17 protein-coding genes and 1 other RNA gene are annotated in these 16,162 nt (G+C 52.9%); 7 read left to right on the top strand and 11 right to left on the bottom strand.

What is annotated here, in order from left to right; genetic code table 11:
• Positions 1-15: 15 nt before the first annotated feature.
• From ykgO to J5069_RS16740, 3 genes are all read left to right on the top strand, one after another.
• Positions 16-156, top strand: coding sequence for a type B 50S ribosomal protein L36 (gene ykgO / locus J5069_RS16750; RefSeq protein ID WP_195315222.1), 141 nt, complete (start codon positions 16-18; stop codon positions 154-156).
• Positions 157-654: 498 nt separating this feature from the next.
• On the top strand, positions 655-1,023 hold the full coding sequence (gene tomB / locus J5069_RS16745) for an Hha toxicity modulator TomB (RefSeq protein ID WP_252319656.1): 369 nt from the start codon (positions 655-657) through the stop codon (positions 1,021-1,023).
• 62 nt (positions 1,024-1,085) lie between these two features.
• Entirely contained in the window at positions 1,086-1,289 is a 204-nt protein-coding gene (locus J5069_RS16740) for an HHA domain-containing protein (protein ID WP_195315224.1), read from the top strand.
• A gap of 496 nt (positions 1,290-1,785) precedes the next feature.
• Here J5069_RS16740 and ffs read toward each other — a convergent pair.
• Positions 1,786-1,882: signal recognition particle sRNA small type (gene ffs / locus J5069_RS16735), an RNA gene on the bottom strand.
• A gap of 198 nt (positions 1,883-2,080) precedes the next feature.
• Here ffs and J5069_RS16730 point away from each other — a divergent pair.
• Complete coding sequence (locus tag J5069_RS16730; RefSeq protein WP_264644947.1) at positions 2,081-2,398, top strand: MGMT family protein; 318 nt, start codon at positions 2,081-2,083, stop codon at positions 2,396-2,398.
• Positions 2,399-2,411: 13 nt separating this feature from the next.
• Here the strand turns inward: J5069_RS16730 and J5069_RS16725 are convergent, their stop codons facing one another.
• Positions 2,412-2,927, bottom strand: a complete 516-nt coding sequence (locus J5069_RS16725) for a YbaY family lipoprotein (RefSeq protein ID WP_264644946.1) — start codon at positions 2,925-2,927, stop codon at positions 2,412-2,414.
• Between the two features lie 258 nt (positions 2,928-3,185).
• Here J5069_RS16725 and tesB point away from each other — a divergent pair, with 258 nt between their 5' ends.
• Positions 3,186-4,052, top strand: a complete 867-nt coding sequence (gene tesB / locus J5069_RS16720) for an acyl-CoA thioesterase II (RefSeq protein WP_264644945.1) — start codon at positions 3,186-3,188, stop codon at positions 4,050-4,052.
• 81 nt (positions 4,053-4,133) lie between these two features.
• Here tesB and amtB read toward each other — a convergent pair whose 3' ends face one another.
• The 5 genes from amtB to J5069_RS16695 all read right to left on the bottom strand — a co-directional run bounded on the left by amtB (position 4,134) and on the right by J5069_RS16695 (position 10,257).
• The gene (gene amtB / locus J5069_RS16715) at positions 4,134-5,426 is read right to left on the bottom strand and encodes an ammonium transporter AmtB (RefSeq protein ID WP_264644944.1); all 1,293 of its coding nucleotides are present in this window, start codon (positions 5,424-5,426) and stop codon (positions 4,134-4,136) included.
• 33 nt (positions 5,427-5,459) lie between these two features.
• Positions 5,460-5,798: a P-II family nitrogen regulator gene (gene glnK, locus J5069_RS16710; protein ID WP_195315229.1), complete on the bottom strand. Its 339-nt coding sequence runs from the start codon at positions 5,796-5,798 to the stop codon at positions 5,460-5,462.
• A 301-nt stretch (positions 5,799-6,099) separates the two neighbouring features.
• Entirely contained in the window at positions 6,100-7,878 is a 1,779-nt protein-coding gene (locus J5069_RS16705) for a SmdB family multidrug efflux ABC transporter permease/ATP-binding protein (protein WP_264644943.1), read from the bottom strand.
• Positions 7,871-9,640: a SmdA family multidrug ABC transporter permease/ATP-binding protein gene (locus J5069_RS16700; protein WP_264644942.1), complete on the bottom strand. Its 1,770-nt coding sequence runs from the start codon at positions 9,638-9,640 to the stop codon at positions 7,871-7,873. The genes J5069_RS16705 and J5069_RS16700 overlap by 8 nt, the downstream gene beginning before the upstream one ends.
• 155 nt (positions 9,641-9,795) lie before the next feature.
• Positions 9,796-10,257, bottom strand: coding sequence for an Lrp/AsnC family transcriptional regulator (locus J5069_RS16695; RefSeq protein WP_264644941.1), 462 nt, complete (start codon positions 10,255-10,257; stop codon positions 9,796-9,798).
• Positions 10,258-10,547: 290 nt separating this feature from the next.
• On the opposite strand from J5069_RS16695, the gene J5069_RS16690 reads away from it, so the two are divergent.
• Both J5069_RS16690 and queC read left to right on the top strand, forming a co-directional pair.
• Positions 10,548-11,621 (top strand): PLP-dependent cysteine synthase family protein, encoded by a 1,074-nt coding sequence (locus J5069_RS16690; protein WP_319801684.1) that lies wholly within the window; start codon positions 10,548-10,550, stop codon positions 11,619-11,621.
• A 95-nt stretch (positions 11,622-11,716) separates the two neighbouring features.
• Entirely contained in the window at positions 11,717-12,415 is a 699-nt protein-coding gene (gene queC, locus J5069_RS16685; protein ID WP_264644940.1) for a 7-cyano-7-deazaguanine synthase QueC, read from the top strand.
• A 50-nt stretch (positions 12,416-12,465) separates the two neighbouring features.
• Here queC and J5069_RS16680 read toward each other — a convergent pair whose 3' ends face one another.
• The 4 genes from J5069_RS16680 to hupB form a co-directional block, all read right to left on the bottom strand.
• On the bottom strand, positions 12,466-12,894 hold the full coding sequence (locus J5069_RS16680) for an acyl-CoA thioesterase (protein ID WP_264645081.1): 429 nt from the start codon (positions 12,892-12,894) through the stop codon (positions 12,466-12,468).
• A gap of 139 nt (positions 12,895-13,033) precedes the next feature.
• Positions 13,034-13,366, bottom strand: coding sequence for a ComEA family DNA-binding protein (locus J5069_RS16675; RefSeq protein WP_264644939.1), 333 nt, complete (start codon positions 13,364-13,366; stop codon positions 13,034-13,036).
• A gap of 176 nt (positions 13,367-13,542) precedes the next feature.
• Positions 13,543-15,429 carry a peptidylprolyl isomerase gene (gene ppiD, locus J5069_RS16670; RefSeq protein WP_264644938.1) on the bottom strand — a complete coding sequence of 629 codons (1,887 nt, stop codon included), beginning with the start codon at positions 15,427-15,429 and terminating at the stop codon, positions 13,543-13,545.
• Between the two features lie 291 nt (positions 15,430-15,720).
• Positions 15,721-15,993: a nucleoid-associated protein HU-beta gene (hupB, locus tag J5069_RS16665; protein WP_195315237.1), complete on the bottom strand. Its 273-nt coding sequence runs from the start codon at positions 15,991-15,993 to the stop codon at positions 15,721-15,723.
• Positions 15,994-16,162 lie beyond the last annotated feature (169 nt).

Here is a 16,162-nt window from a genome sequence, read left to right as displayed (position 1 = left end):
CCAGCGGGAGAAAGTATGCAGGTTCTCAGTTCACTACGTTCGGCGAAAACGCGCCACAAAGATTGTAAAGTTGTACGTCGGCACGGACGGGTTTATGTTATTTGTAAGACAAATCCACGTTTTAAGGCCGTGCAAGGCAGAAAGAAAAAACGCTGATAATGACAGCAACACACCGTTCAAGCCCTAGACCTGTCCAGGGCTTTTTTTTACATATCAACGCGTTAATAAAAGTCCATTGCCAGTTACCCACACCCGTAATTTCCTTTCTCCTCGTGATGATATAGCTACCCAAGTAACCTTTATAAGATAATTCTCGCTCTAATTTGTAAGATAATTTAATAAAGTAATATTATGAAACACGGTATCACCTATTATATATATCGGCTATACCGAGGGTCTATCTGATTAAATAGGGTCAAAAACCTTACTTATTTTTTGCGATAATCTGTGATTCTTTTGCTATAGTTAGCGTATGGGTGGTGCGATATGTCGTGTAATCCGCACTCTCCATCAGGATAAATGTGAGCTTATTTCATCACTTAACCCAAGGAGTCACCAACTGTTGTCAGGGTTTTCTATTACGTTCCATCAGCGTTGCGGGTTTCAAAGGCAAGCTGGGGTAATGTGGAATAACAGCATGACGGAGTGAACGATATGGATGAGTACTCACCGAAACATTATGATATTGCCCAACTCCGATTCTTGTGTGAAAATCTCTGTGACGAAAGCATCGCCACATTGGGGGATAGCAGTCATGGCTGGGTCAATGACCCAACATCTGCGATCAATCTCCAATTAAATGAATTGATTGAGCATATAGCTACATTTATTCTGACATTTAAAATAAAATACCCCGATGAAGACGAGCTTTCAAAACGGGTCGAGCAGTATTTAGATGACACCTATGCGTTGTTCAGTAACTATGGGATTAATGGTGCCGAACTGCAACGCTGGCAACGCTCCAAAGCCACGTTATTAGGAATGTTCTCACAGGAGAACGTCTGTTCATCTGCTAAATCTTAAGCAATAGATGCTTTTATATTAATTAACCACCAGGTGCTGGTATTGTTTTGATAAAGGTCGCCATGAAAAAAATTGATTATTTGATGCGCTTACGCAAGTGTACAACGATCGACACGCTTGAACGCGTTATCGAGAAGAACAAGTATGAGTTGTCTAGCGATGAGCTGGAAATGTTTTATTCCGCCGCCGATCATCGTTTAGCGGAGCTGACGATGAACAAGCTTTACGACAAGGTCCCTACCGCCGTTTGGAAATACGTACGCTAAATCATTGTGTTTATATACCCTAATAATTTGATTTTCAGCCAGGCAGCAAGAGAAGCAACACCGATGAGCATACTCACGTCAGTGATTCGGATGAGTGAAGGCAGCCAACGCAGATGCAAATTGTAGTATGACAGGTATATACCTAAATGATTTAGGGTGAATATCTTACGCCAGCGTTATCGCTGGCGTTTTACTTTCTCCAAGCCCTTTGCTTACGTAAATATCACAATTGTAAATCACCTGCATTGATCTCAATATTGGTCGCCTCCATTGCCTTTTTTTGGTGCAATTTTATTTTATTACCGTGAAATTCCTCTACTTATCCCAAGGCAACAATATCTTGTCATGCTTATCCACCTACGCGTTAATACGAACAGAACAAATCATCAGCAACGGATGTCATCAATAAACGTATTCAATACGCAGAACAGAATGAAACCAATGAGAATAAAAAAGCGCGGAAAATAAAAAAAGAAGTGAACATAAAGGGTGGAGGCCCTGCCAGCTACATCCCGGCACACACGTCTCCTGCTGCGGCTGCTTCCTTCCGGACCTGACCGAGTCCACAGGGTAATGTTGCGGGAGAACCGACAGGGCCTCCATTGATTCGTTGGCTCTGCGTGGTACAGAGCGTGGGCATTATCGGGTATGCGCACCTCAATTGCAAGTTGACCGCTGCCGACCGGTGTTTTCTTATTCGATTTCAGCCTTTCGGCCAGTGAAACGCACATTTGCAAGCCCGCGCAGCTGTGCCACTATGTTGATTCATCGTAGTATTTACAGGAGCAGCGATGGAGCAGGATAACTTTCGCCAGCGCGTTTTTCATGTCGTAGCCGCCATTCCCTGGGGCAAGGTTACCACCTACGGCGAGGTAGCGCGCCTGGCGGGTTCCGCACGCGCTGCCCGTCAGGTCGGCGGCGTATTAAAAAAGCTGCCCGAAGGCAGCTCACTTCCCTGGCATCGGGTGATAAATCGCCATGGTGAAATTTCGCTAACTGGCCCGGATTACCTTCGCCAACGCGAAGCGCTCAGGGCCGAAGGGGTAACCTTTACACGTCAGGGCAACATCGATCTCGCGCGCTATGGCTGGCAGGGCGAAACGCCCTGAGAGCCATGAGGTGTTATCCCTCAGTGTTTAGCGGTGTTGGCGCACTGGGGGTCAATAGGCCTCCCTGCGAATGGGTTGGCAGTGCAACCGACTCCACCGGAATCAACAGCAAATCCGCGCGCGTCACACCGTTGGTGATCACTGCGGGGAAATCCTGCGTCGCCATCACAACGCGGTTATCAATGGTCACCGCGGCGCTGAGCAGAATACGCGCATTCGGCTGCACGTCGGCAGGGTTATACGGCAAGGAGAAGATAAACGGTGCCTGTTTGCCGTCCGTCCACGCCACTTTTTGCGCCAGCACGCGCGACGGCGTATCCGGCACGGTGGCATCAGAAACGGTAACCGTTAAGGCTGCATTGGGCGGCAGCGCGATGCGCTGATGCAGATTAATGGTGCCGCTGACCGCCGGCATGGCGAGCTGGGTTTGTGAAGCGGTCGGAGAATCGGTGACCGTTGTCGCGGCTAACGCCGCGCCAGTCAGCACGACAGATAACGTGATACTACCTAAGATATGCCATAATTTCATTGGCGAGTCTCCTTTCGTTATTGTCTGTAACGACGTCAGGGATTTGCAGCAACGCACAATGTAACGGTTTTGCGCTGCATGCTTACACCGACGCGATAATGAAAGTATGACCTACATTAGCCATTTGGCAGTGTTCAACATTCTGAATTTATCATTTTTCGAAAATACCTATGCTGAACCCTACTGACCGCCGTTATCGGTTTGATGACTTACCGTTACGCATTACCAACATCCTATTTCCACCAAGGGAGAGTATCCATGAGCCATGCACTACAGCATCTTCTCGAATTGCTGAAGTTGGAAAAGATTGAGGAAGGACTCTTCCGGGGACAAAGCGAAGATTTAGGGTTACGCCAGGTGTTCGGCGGACAGGTGGTCGGCCAGGCGCTGTATGCGGCCAAACAGACCGTCGAGGCGGGCCGAGGGCTGCACTCCTTCCACAGCTACTTTTTATTGCCGGGAGACAGCCGAAAACCGATTGTCTACGATGTGCAGAACCTGCGTGATGGCAACAGTTTTAGCGCACGGCGCGTCAGCGCCATCCAAAACGGCAAGCCCATCTTTTTTATGACCGCCTCTTTTCAGCGTCAGGAGAGCGGCTTTGAACATCAAAACACCATGCCTGAAGTCCCTGCGCCAGAATCCTTGCCGTCGGAACAAGAGATTGCACAGAGCATGGTACATCTACTGCCTGAGCAGTTTCGTGACAAATTTCTGCAACAGCGCGCCATCGAAATGCGTCCGGTAAAATTTCATAACCCACTCAAAGGTCAGGTGGATGAACCCGTTCGCCACGTATGGTGCAGGGCCAATGGCACCATGCCCGATGACGAGCGCATTCATAAATACCTGCTGGGCTACACATCAGACTGCAATTTCCTGCTCACCGCCTTGCAACCGCACGGCGTCGGATTTCTTGAGCCGGGTATGCAAGTTGCGACCATCGACCATTCCATGTGGTTCCACCGCCCTTTCCGCCTTGATGACTGGCTGCTCTACACCGTAGAAAGCACGTCGGCCTCCGGTGCCCGTGGCTTTGTGCGTGGGCAATTCTACACCAGGGAGGGGATTCTGGTGGCCTCAACGGTGCAGGAGGGGGTCATGCGGCGGCATGATGCGCCTTAAAAAGAGGGGCGTTGCGCACTATCCTCAATCCTGAACAAAAAAAACGCGGGCCTAGGCCCGCGTTTTTCATATCCTGTGAAATTACTGGTTGTAAGCGTTTTCGCCGTGGCTGTTAACATCCAGGCCTTCACGCTCTTGTTCTTCCGGTATACGCAGGCCAACGGCCAGGTCTGCCACTTTGAACGCGATGAAGGCAGCAACGCCGGACCAGATGAACGCAACGATCACGCTGAACAGCTGCACCCAAACCTGGTGCGCCATGGTAACGCCTTCTGCGTAGCCGGTGCCGCCCAGAGACGCGGAGGTGAATACCCCGGTCAGGATACAACCGACGATGCCGCACACGCCGTGCACACCGAACACGTCACACGGGTCATCCACGCGCAGCCATTTTTTCAGTACCGTCACGCCCCACAGGCCAGCGAAACCACCGACCAGACCAATAATCAGCGCACCACCGACGCCCACGGTTCCCGCGGCGGGTGTGATAGCAACCAGACCCGCGATACAGCCGGAACAGGCACCCAGCAGAGAAGGCTTACCACGTGCCATCCACTCACCGATAACCCATGCCAGAATCGCACCCGCAGTCGCAACGACGGTGTTCAGGAAAGCCAGACCGGCAATTTCGTTCGCGGCAGCAGCAGAGCCTGCGTTAAAGCCGAACCAACCGATATAGAGGATCGCCGTACCGGTAAACACCATCGGCAGGTTGTGCGGCTTGAAGGCTTCTTTACCGAAACCAGCACGTTTGCCCAGCAGATAAGCACCGGTCAACCCCGCAACCGCGGCATTGATGTGCACCACAGTACCGCCTGCAAAGTCCAGCGCGCCATCGGCCGCCAGGAAACCGCCGCCCCATACCATGTGCGTCAACGGCAGGTAGGAGAACGTCAGCCAGATAGCCGCGAAAATCAGCACCGCAGAGAAACGGATACGTTCAGCAATCGCACCGACCACCAGCGCGACAGTGATACAGGCAAAGGAAGCCTGGAACGCGACGTGAATCAGTTGATAAATAGTGCCAGATTGCGATTTCAGCTCGATGCCTTTGAGCATGAACATATCCAGGCCGCCAAAGAAGGCATTACCGGTCGCAAAGGCCATGCTGTACCCGTAGATAACCCACAGCACGCACACCATGGCAAACGTTACGGTCACCTGCGTCAGCATGGAGAGCACGTTCTTGGAGCGAATCAGGCCGCCGTAAAACAGCGCAATGCCGGGCAGCGTCATGAACAGGACCAACGCGGTACAAATCATCATAAAAGCGTTATCCGCTTTATCGATTGCCGGTGTATCAGCGGCCATTGCCAGCGACGGAAGTAACGCTGCGGCGGCAAGGCCTAATAATGAAGAGACACGTATTTTCATTTTCATCCATCCCAATTTTTCGTCAGCCAGGCATTACAGTGCGGCGTCGTCAGTTTCGCCCGTACGAATACGGATAACGCGTTGCAGTTCAGCAACAAAAATCTTACCGTCGCCAATTTTACCGGTGTAAGCCGCCTTACTAATCACATCAACGACTTCATCAACCTGATCGTCAGCGATGGCAATATCAATTTTCACTTTCGGCAAAAAGTTGACGCTATATTCAGCGCCGCGATACAGCTCGGCATGGCCTTTCTGGCGTCCAAATCCCTTCACCTCAGTGACGGTGAGCCCCTGGATGCCGACAGAAGATAAGGCTTCACGCACATCTTCCAGCTTGAATGGTTTTATCACCACAGTAACCAGTTTCATTATCTTCCCCTTACCAATTGAGTTCAGACTTACGCCCGCCACCATTTCGAATAACCTTCACGACAGGGATAAAGCAAAGGCTGTGCCACAAATGAAAGGAACCGATAATTGCGCGGGGAAATAACGTGGAACACGGCTGGCGAAGTAAAAGGAAAGGATAAAGATGTGATGTTGCGCACAGGTCACGCACCCATTTGGTGCATGACGCGTAATTGCGGTGCATGACATGGAAAAATGAAAATCATCTGCCTGTTGATGGTGCGCGGATAAAAAACGACAGCGACAGGCAGTGTGTCTTTTGTCAGACGACGGAAACCGGTTCATCCTCGCTGGCAGCCAACTCCTGCCCCGCCAGTTGCAGTTGATACATCTGGTAGTAACGCCCGCGACGTTGCAGTAATTGCTCGTGTGCGCCCTGCTCTACCGTTTCACCATGATGTAGCACCAGTATGTTGTCAGCCTCGACCACGGTGGAAAGACGATGCGCAATCACCACCAGCGTGGTGTGGTGACGGATAAGACGCAATGCGCGCTGAACCGCTTGCTCGGTGCCGGAATCAATGTTGGCCGTCGCTTCGTCGAGAATCAGTATTTTGGGCGGTTTCACCAGCACGCGGGCCAGAGAAAGGAGCTGCTTCTGCCCGACAGAAAGCGTATTACCTTGCTCGCCGATGGTGGTGTGTATGCCCTCGGGCAGTGCCGTTGCCAGCGCAGTGAGCTGCACAATCTCCAGCACGCGCCACACATCCGCTTCAGGAATATCACGCCCCAGCGTAACGTTGGTATAGAGTGAATCCGCCAGAACCATGGGGTCTTGTTGCACCATTGCGACATTTTGTCGTAATACCTGATGGGATAACGACGTCAGCGGACGGCCATCGAGACGAATTTCCCCTTCATCCGGCTGATAATACCCCATCAGCAAACTCGCTAACGTGCTCTTGCCGCTGCCGGTGTGCCCCACCAACGCCACAAAGCCGCGCGCTGGCACCTGCATGCTGATATGGTTCAGGACACGCTGATTATCCCGGTAGGCAAAAGAAACGTTGTCCATCTCGATGCTGCCCGCCGCTAATGGGCGTGTATCTTCGCCGTAGGACTGCTGTACCGCATCCATCAGTTCAAAGATACGCTCACCGGCCACCACCGCCTGCTGTAACATGGACTGCTGGGTGGTCAGCGCAATCAGCGGCTCGTTAAGACGCCCCAGATAGCTGATAAAGGCATAGAGCACGCCAACGCCTACCGTGCCCACCGAGCTGAAACCAAACTGAATCAACAGCCCGCACAGCACCATGGCGGAAAACAGGCTCAATAGCGGGCGCAACAGCACGCCATCCAGACGCAGCGTCTGCATCCGCGCCTGGAAATGCGCACGGCTTGAGGCCCCCAGTTTGTCACCAAAGCGCGACTGTTGGCGGAACTGCTGGATCACCGACATGCCCGAGATCGCTTCATTGAAACCATCATTAATGTCCGCCAGATAGCGGCGCAGTCGCCGCACAATCGGCGTACTGAAATGCTGGTAGACCGCCATCACGATAGCCACTGCGGGAAATATCATCACGGCAATCAGCGCCATGCGCCAATCAAGGGTGAACATGGCGACCAGCATCGCACCGATCAGCGCCATGCTGCGCAGCACAGTAGAAACCACGGTGACATACAGGTCGCGCACCACTTCGGTATCGTTGGTTACGCGGGAAATCAGTTGCCCCACCGGTTGCGTATCAAAGGTACTTAACGGTTGGCGCAGCGCGGCATCCATCACATCAATACGCAACTGTTGCACTACCCCGACCGCAACGCGGTTGAACAGCAGCGATTGCACATAATGCAATAGCGCGGCGGACAATTGCAGCAGGATGTAAACCGCCGCCAAGCCCCCCGCCATTGCCAGAGGAATATTGCCTTTTGCTACCAGATGATCGATGAAATAGCTCACCAGCGCGGGTCCAGCCACCTCGGCCGCCGCCGCCACCCAGAGCATCACCACGCCCAACAACAGGGATTTCCGCCACGGGGAACCATACGCCAACAGCCGCTTTAACGTCGGCCATAACTGCTTTGCGTTAGCCAATTGTCATCTCTCCCTTGACCGGCTCTTCATCCAGCGCCGCCTCTAACTGCTGATAGCGAAACATGTCGCGATACCACCCGGCTTGCGACGCTAACGCGCCATGGTTGCCGCGCTGCGCCACGCTACCCTGCTGCAAAACCAGAATTTCGTCGGCTTCGGTGAGGGCAGAAAGACGGTGCGCGCTGATAATCAGGGTGCGTTTCTCCCCCCAACGTTTCAGGTTTTGCAAAATGTGGTGCTCGGTGCGCCCATCAACCGCCGACAGCGCATCATCAAGGACCAAGATCTCCGCGTCCAGCAGCAGCGCGCGCGCAATGGCAATACGCTGTTTTTGTCCACCGGAAAGCATCACGCCGCGCTCACCCACTTGCGTTTCATAGCCTTGCGGTAAGCGCGTAATGTCGTCATGGACGCTGGCCAGACGTGCAGCATGTTGAATCTGCGCCAGCGTGGCACCGGGGTTGCCGAGTGCAATATTGTTCGCCACCGTGTCAGAGAATAAAAATGGCGTTTGCCCGACCACCGCAAAACGTTGGCGCTGGCTATCCAGATTCAGCGTCGCGAGTGGGAGACCATGAAAACGAATCTCGCCGTCATCAAGATCGTAATGGCGCAGGATCAAGGCCAACAGCGTACTTTTACCAGAACCGGTGGGGCCACACAGTCCCAGCATGTTGCCCGGCGCGAGCGTGAACGCCACCCGGTCGAGCACCGGACGCGACTGTTGCGGATAAGCAAAGGCGTGAATATCAACCTCCAGGCTACCGCGGCCCGGTGGCAGTGATGCTTCACCGTCTGCTACCACCGGGGCTTCATTCAACAGTTGACGAATGCGCCCGTAAGCCGCACTACCGCGCTCCACGATGTTGAACATCCACGCCAGCGCCAGCATCGGCCAAATCATCAGGCCCAGGTACATCACGAAACTGGTCAGTTGTCCTAACGTCAACGTCCCCTGAATAATCATCCAACTGCCGCCGCCAACGGCAAGCAGGTGCGAGCAACCGACGGCGATATAAATCGTCGGATCGAAACGCGCATCGACCCGAGCTACGTGCATATTTTTTTGCCCCGCATCCTCAGCCACAGCTGCGAAACGGTTCGACTGGTAATCCTCCAGCCCAAAGGCTTTGATCATGCGAATACTGGTCAGGCTTTCCTGCGCCTGATCGTTAAGCGAAGAGAAGGCCGCCTGCGCGCCCTTAAAGCGCTGGTGCAGTTGCGTACCATAGTGTTTGATCACCAACGCCATGATGGGCATCGGCAACAGCGCCAACAGCGTAAGCTGCCAGCTGATTTGGGTACTCATCACCACCAACACCGCGCATCCCATTACCATGGAATCCACCAGCGTCAACACCCCTTCCCCGGCGGCAAACACCACGCGATCGACATCGTTAGTGGCACGGGCAATCAGATCGCCGGTGCGATGGCGCAGATAAAAGGCAGGATGCTGGCGGCTCAACTGGCGGTAGAAATCGTCACGCAGCTCCACGGCCAACTGGTATGAAGCGCCAAACAGAAAGATGCGCCACACGTAACGCAACAGGTACACCATGACGGCGATCAGCAGCATCACGCCGATCCATTTCATCACCGTCGCCGCTGGCATCACATCGCGCGTAACGCCATCCACAATCACACCAACCAGCTTGGGTGGCAGCAGTTGCAGGATGGCGATAATGATAAGAAGAACCACGGCCCCGAGGTATCGCCGCCATTCTCGACGAAAATACCAGGCCAATTGAGCAAAAAGTCGCACGCTGTTGTTATTCCATTTTCCAGAAAGGGCTGCGAAACATCACAGGCCCATTATACAGAAAGCTTATGCGCGTCATCATTTATACCCGAAATAATTCGGGTTGCAGCAAGGCGGCAAGCGCTGTTCCAAAGGCAGAATCTCAGAGAGGAGATTCATCATGGCACGATCGGGAGTGCGGTGGTGTGCTTTATCCGCTCCATGGCAAAACTGGAGGTCACATCAATCAGGCCGGGAATGCCACTGACCAAACGTTTGTAAAAATTATCATAGCTTTTCATGTCGGCGACCTGAACCTGCATCAGGTAATCATATTCTCCCGCCATGCGATAAAAGGACAACACTTCGGGCATATCGGACACCACTTGGGAAAATTTTTCATACCAGGCACTATTGTGCTGCTGCGTTTTTAATAGCACAAAAGCCGTCAACCCCAGCCCGAGACGTTCATTATCCAGCAACGCAACGCGAGCACGGATATAGCCCTCTTCTTCCAGACGTTTTAGACGTTTCCAGCAGGGGGTCGATGTCAAATGCACCGCATCGGCCAGCGTTTGCAACGACAAGGTGCAGTCATGTTGCAACAGGTTGAGCAGTGCACGATCGATTTTATCCAGCATAGCGGCATTCCAGAATCATTTTTACCCTATTTCACGCGCAACAGAATGAAAAGGCAACCAAAGTGCGGGAAAACCCGCTCTTTTTCATTCTATCATCGCTCGCCAGGACGATAAAAACACGTTAATTTCCATATAAATTCAAAATAAGAGAAAAATAATCTCCAATAAAGAAATATAAAAGAAATTCACACCCTTAAAACACCAATTGAAGTTTAAAAAAACAATCCTTTTTTCTGCAAAAACGGATAGGCTATCCCTATAAATGCAAAACAGGTAAAGAGAGCAATATCATGACAACGGCATGGGTGAAACAGGCCATTAGCGCTATCGAAGCGGATTTTCAGCGTTCAGCCGATACCCATCTGATTCGCCTGACGTTACCGCACTATCCAGGGATTTACTTCTATCTCAAAGATGAAAGCACGCACCCGAGCGGCAGCCTGAAACATCGTCTGGCGCGCTCCCTGTTTCTGTATGGCTTGTGTAACGGCTGGATAAAGGAAGGCACGCCCATTATTGAAGCGTCCTCCGGCAGCACAGCTATCTCGGAAGCCTATTTTGCCCGCCTGTTGGGCCTGCCTTTTATTGCCGTGATGCCCAGCTGTACCGCCAAACGTAAAGTGGAACAGATTACCTTCTACGGTGGACACTGCCACTTCGTTGAGCAATCCAGTCAGATTTACGCCGCATCGGAGCAACTGGCCCGTGAACTGAACGGTCACTATATGGATCAGTTTACCTATGCCGAGCGCGCTACCGATTGGCGCGGCAATAACAATATCGCTGACAGCATTTTCCGTCAGATGGCGCGTGAACCCTATCCGGTTCCCGATTACATCGTGATGAGTGCAGGCACTGGCGGCACCTCAGCCACCTTAGGGCGCTACATCCGCTATCAGGGTATCGACTCACAGTTGATGGTGGTTGATCCGCAGAACTCGGTGTTTTTTGACTACTACCACCAGCGTGACCGCGCTCTGACGGGGCATTGCAGCAGTAAAATTGAGGGGATTGGTCGCCCACGCGCAGAACCGTCTTTTATTCCTGACGTGATCGACAGCATGATGCAGGTGCCGGATGCGGCCAGCATTGCCACCCTGTATTGGCTGGAGGGCATTCTGGGGCGCAAGGTAGGCGCATCCACCGGTACTAACGTCTGGGGCATGTTGCAACTGGCTAACCAGATGCGTGCGCAGGGCAAACAAGGGGCGATTGTCACCTTGCTGTGCGACAGCGGGGAGCGTTATCTGGATACCTATTACAACGCCGAATGGGTAGCGCAACACATCGGCGATATCAGCCCGTATCTGGCACAGCTCAACGCAGGGCAAGTGCAACGTCAGCCCGAGCTGATTTTGGCCTGATACCGCGTTAACGCTGAAAACGACGCGGTTTTGCTATAGCATGTACCTTTTACGTCACACAGGGCACATTGCCCTTGAGCATCAAAGGTACAGCAATGACAAAACGCGCGGTTGTCGTTTTCAGCGGCGGGCAGGACTCCACCACCTGCCTGATTCAGGCACTTAGCCTGTATGATGAAGTGCACTGTGTCACATTCGATTACGGTCAGCGCCACCGGGCGGAAATCGATATTGCGCGCGCGCTTGCCAACCAATTGGGTGCCAAAGCGCACAAAGTGCTGGACGTCGGTTTACTCAATGAGTTGGCTGTCAGTAGCCTGACGCGCGACAATATCGCCGTGCCGGATTACGACGCCTCTGCGTCCGGCATTCCCAGCACGTTCGTGCCCGGGCGCAATATTCTGTTTCTTACGCTGGCTGCCATTTACGCCTACCAGGTCGGTGCTCAATCGGTGATCACTGGCGTCTGTGAGACCGACTTTTCGGGCTATCCTGACTGTCGCGATGAGTTTGTCAAAGCCTTGAATCAGGCTATCGTGCTCGGTATCGCCCGTGATATTCAGTTTATTACGCCGCTCATGTGGCTCAACAAGGCGGAAACCTGGGCGTTGGCTGACCACTACCACCATTTGGATACGGTACGCAACCAGACGCTAACCTGCTACAACGGTATTCAGGGCGACGGCTGCGGCCACTGTGCGGCGTGCCATTTGCGTGCAAACGGCTTAGCGCAGTACCAACAGGATCGGGTCGGGGTGATGGCATCAATGAAACGCAAAACAGGTTTGCAATAATATCACCGGATAGCGGGGCAAGCAGGCGCTCACCTGGCACCCCGCCCTCACTAGGCTACCGCTGAATCTTCGGGTGATGGCGGCTGCATAAACGCCTGCAAATGCGCCAGCAGCTCGCCTTCCAGCGGCAATGCCTTTTGCGTTGTCAGATCGATACATACGAAGGTTAAGGTAGCATCGACCACCGAAGCCTCATCCACAGTACGCACCATCTTTTGGCTAATCACCCCACTTTTGGCATTCAGGTGCAACAGCGCGCTTTCTATACGCAACACGTCCCCTAATACCGCCGGGGTGCGATAATTGATGTTGATATTGACCACGATAAACGCAATGTCGTGCTGTTGCATCCACTGGAAAGCGGGCAAATTCTCCAGCCATTGCCAGCGTGCCTCTTCCATGAACTCCAGATAGCGCGCGTTATTAACATGCTGATAGACATCGATGTGAAAGCCGCGAACGGTAATAAAGGTATGCACCACGTAATGACTCCTAAACAGATTAACGCCACAAACTGGTTGGACCTGCTGCTAAGGTTAGCAGAAAATAACGGCAGTGAATAACCGCACTGCCGTGCAGGCATGGCAACCGAGGGCAGGATTGCCACCAATCTGATGCTTACAACACGAGGCGGGCTCGGTTGTTCTCAATCAGCGTCGGCCCGATGCCGGGCACCTCCTGCAACTGTTCAATATCGGTAAAAGGGCCATTCTCATCGCGATATTGAACAATCGCCTCCGCTCTGCGCGCGCCAATCCCTTGTAGCTGAGTCAATTGCTGCGCGGTCGCCGTATTGATATTTACGGTGTCCTGCGTCGATGCGGTTGCCGGGGCCGATGAGGCACCGCTGTTTGCTGCCGCATCTCCCGTATTCGCCAGTATCCCACCTGTGAAAGCGGATAATCCCAGGGCCAGACACAAACACAGCGCTGACATTCCTTTCCTTTTCATACGGTATCTCCCTATTGATTAATTGGCAGGTACAGGGTGCCGAAATAAGGGAGATGACACAAACCACAGCGTGCAAATGTGGAAAAGGCCGCGAAAGCGGCCTTTTGTTATTACAGCGGATTACAAATTAATGCATATACCCTTCATACTTCACGTTGCAGATGCGTTGGCTGCGCTTATTGCGGTTGCTGCTCCTGAGCGGCGGCACCTAATTTGATGGTCGCTTCAGTGCGCAAGCTGGAAACCAAGGTATCAAACAGCGTTGTCACCGCGCTCTGCTCAACCTGGCTGGTAAACTGTGCTTTCTGCTCATCAGTAATGGTGTGGGGTTTCACGCTATCCAGCGCAACCAGTACCACATTGCCTGCCTGATCGCGTGCAACACCATAGCTTACCTTGTCCTTTTGCGGTACGGGCAAGGCAAACACGCTTTCTGCCAACACGTTGCCCTGAGAAACGGAGGACAAGGTCTCTGGCGCACTAAAGCTGAGGTTGGCCGCTTTCAGCGAGTCATCTTTACCTTGTTTCAGGTCAACCAGGATTTTTTCAGCCTGTAGGTTAGCCTGCTGCTGCGCTTTCTGCACTTTCAGCACTTGTACAATCTCGTCACGCACCTGATCCAGAGGACGCGGCGTTTCTGCACGGTGATCGGTGATACGCAGCACGATCGCGCGATCGCCCTCTACGCCGATAACATCGGAGTTGCTGCCCGGTGCACCGTTATCCCCTAACAGGGTGCCGCCAAAAATAGCCTGCGTCACCTGCGGGAAATTCAGCTCAGCAGGCACTTGATCGTGACTAAACCAGGCCGTTGCAGTGGCTTTTTGACCGGCTGCTTCTTCCGCTGATGCCAACGATTCATTGTCATTGCTTGCCGCTTCGCTGACTTTACGTTGCACGGCAAAGAATTCATCCAGCGCTTTTTCACGTTTTGCTCTGACCGCAATGTCATCGCGCACCGCACTCAACGGTTTTACCTGCGCGGCCTGGATGTCATCCAGACGTACAATCAGGTAGCCCACAGAGGATTTTACTGGCTCGGATATTTGGCCTTTTTCGGTCAGTTTTGCCTGCTGCAATTCATCGACCGTGGCATTGGCATCCATCCAGCCCAGATCGCCACCGTTACGGCGCGAGACCACATCCTGCGATTTTTCTTTTGCCAGTGCGGCAAAATCGGCACCGTTTTTCAGCTCATCCAACACGGCACGGGCGTCCGCCTCGGTTTTAAGCTGAATAACGCTAAAGCGCTTACGCTCAGGTTGTGTAAATTCTTGCTTGTTCTTCTCGTAGAATGCCGCGATATCAGCATCAGTGAGTTTCACACTGTCCATAACGCGTGCGGCATCCAGCAGCAGATAGCTGACTTTGAAGGCTTCCGGGTCGATAAAACGGCTCTTGTTGCTGTCGTAATAGCCCTTAATCTCTTCATCCGTCACGTTGAGCGTTTTGGCAATGGCGGCCACGTCAATCGTTGCCGTTCTCACCACACGATCCTGTGCGGCCTGCGCCACCAGACTGTCGATCTCTTTTGGCAGCGAGAATTGCGTCGCCCCCAGCCCCTGAATCAGTTGCTGCGTAACCAGTTGCTTACGCAGCAATTCCGCATAGCGATCCGGTGTCAGGCCCAAACGACGTACCTGATCCAGGTACTTTTCGTTATCGAACTGGTTATTGGTCTGGAAAGCGGGAACCGCGAATATTGCCTGTTTGATCTGTGCATCGCTGATGTTGAGCCCAAGCTTGCGGGCGTATTGGTCAATCAGCGCCTCATCGATCAGCTGTGAGAGCACCTGCTGGCGCATCTGCTGCATATAACCGTCATTGCCTGCCAGCACGGAAAAGTTATCTCCCAACTGTTCCTGCATGCGGCTACGCTCGTTTTGCACCGCTTGTTCAAACTGCGCACGACCGATTTCCTGCCCGTTAACTTTGGCGGCGTAATCGTTAGAACCGCCGATAAGGTAATCACCCACGCCCGTCAATACGAAGGAGGCGACGATCAAGCCCAGAATAATTTTCAGCACGACGTTATTAGCGGCCGCGCGTAAATTGTCCATCATAATGTGACAACACTCCGCTGTAGTATGGATAACACGCCCTGCGCTGGCTAAAACCACGCTTCCCTGCGCTGCTGGCGAACCGTAATGCCAGAGCATGAACTGCCAGAGAGAGGAGCGGGAAAGACGTTACGCCGCAACGCGACGCCCCGCAGGGTGATGGGCAGTGTTCGCCCGTCATAAAAAAGGCACATCATAAAATGATGCGCCCCTTATCTTACCTTACCGACACCGTGGCGTCAGGTAATGTTTGGTAACGTACTCGGATTACAGCACAAACCTGTGACGAGATAATCAGTTAACGGCGTCTTTCAGCGATTTACCGGCACGGAAGCCCGGTACTTTTGCTGCTGGAATGCTGATTTCCTTGCCCGTTTGCGGATTGCGCCCAGTGCGAGCAGCACGCTCACGCACGGAGAACGTTCCAAATCCTACCAGTGCAACGTCATCCCCTGCTTTCAGAGAATCGGTAACAGAACCAATAATTGCATCTAACACACGCCCTGCTGCCGCTTTGGAAATATCAGCATCTGCGGCAATTTTGTCGATCAATTGTGACTTGTTCACTCTCTCATCCCCTCTGAAATCCTGTTGTCGCGCTGGATATCCCCAAAACGCGACACGTAGCTTTTTTCAATCCTGTCAAACCTTAGCACAGCGTACTGGCTAAGACTAACAGTGCCATAACTTAGCGGTACAAAAAAACGCTGGCAAGCGCCATTTCTGCTGCCAGCGT

Source organism: Candidatus Symbiopectobacterium sp. NZEC127, from assembly GCF_025962675.1.
Taxonomy (GTDB): Bacteria; Pseudomonadota; Gammaproteobacteria; order Enterobacterales; family Enterobacteriaceae; genus Symbiopectobacterium.
Note: the sequence above shows the minus strand (reverse complement) of the source record. Positions and strands in the feature narration are given on the sequence as shown.